This is a genomic window from Synechococcus sp. R55.7 (assembly GCF_047461955.1).
In the GTDB taxonomy this organism is placed as follows: Bacteria; Cyanobacteriota; Cyanobacteriia; order Thermostichales; family Thermostichaceae; genus Thermostichus.
This window is the reverse complement of record NZ_JANSIC010000504.1, coordinates 1-585: the sequence shown is the minus strand read 5'-3', so window position 1 is coordinate 585 and position 585 is coordinate 1. Positions and strand designations below refer to the sequence as shown.

At 56.1% G+C, this 585-nt stretch carries 1 protein-coding gene; it reads right to left on the bottom strand.

What is annotated here, in order from left to right; all coding sequences use genetic code 11:
- Positions 1 to 585, bottom strand: a 585-nt coding sequence (locus tag NW820_RS13385; protein WP_414407774.1) for an RNA-guided endonuclease InsQ/TnpB family protein, incomplete at both ends; no start/stop codon positions are given.

Here is a 585-nt window from a genome sequence, read left to right as displayed (position 1 = left end):
CCCATCCACAGTGCCCACACTTGAACTGCTTCCCACTGCGATAGGATTGCGTAGGGTCGGGATGGATATGCAAACACCGGTGGCAGGTCTGCGACGTGTAGGCAGGCGGAACCAGTACTACAGGCACTCCGGCGATGGCAGCCTTGTAGACCACAAACATCCTAAGCTGGTAGAACGCCCAACTGTTGGCCCTGCGCCGCTCGGCTTTGTTGCGTGGCTGTTGATTGACCCTTTCCCGAATCCCTGTCAGGTCTTCCAGGGCAATAGCGCTGTTGGTAGCTTTTGCCCTAGAGACAATAGCTTTGGAGATTCGATGATTGACCCACGCCTGAAAGCGCCTCTCCTTGCCAGACAGCCGTTGCAGCAGTTGACGGCATCTGCGCCGCGAACTGCGTGTGCCCTTACTGGCTTTGCGTTGGAGTACCGCCCTCAACCGCGAGTGATGGTCTCGGACTTTGTTCAACTGCTGTCCATTCCAGTTATCTCCTTCCGATGTATGAGCAATATCCGTCCTTCCCAAATCCACGCCTAGCACTCTATCCGTGCGTTGCGGTGGGGATGGCTCCGCTTCCACACAGATTTGAA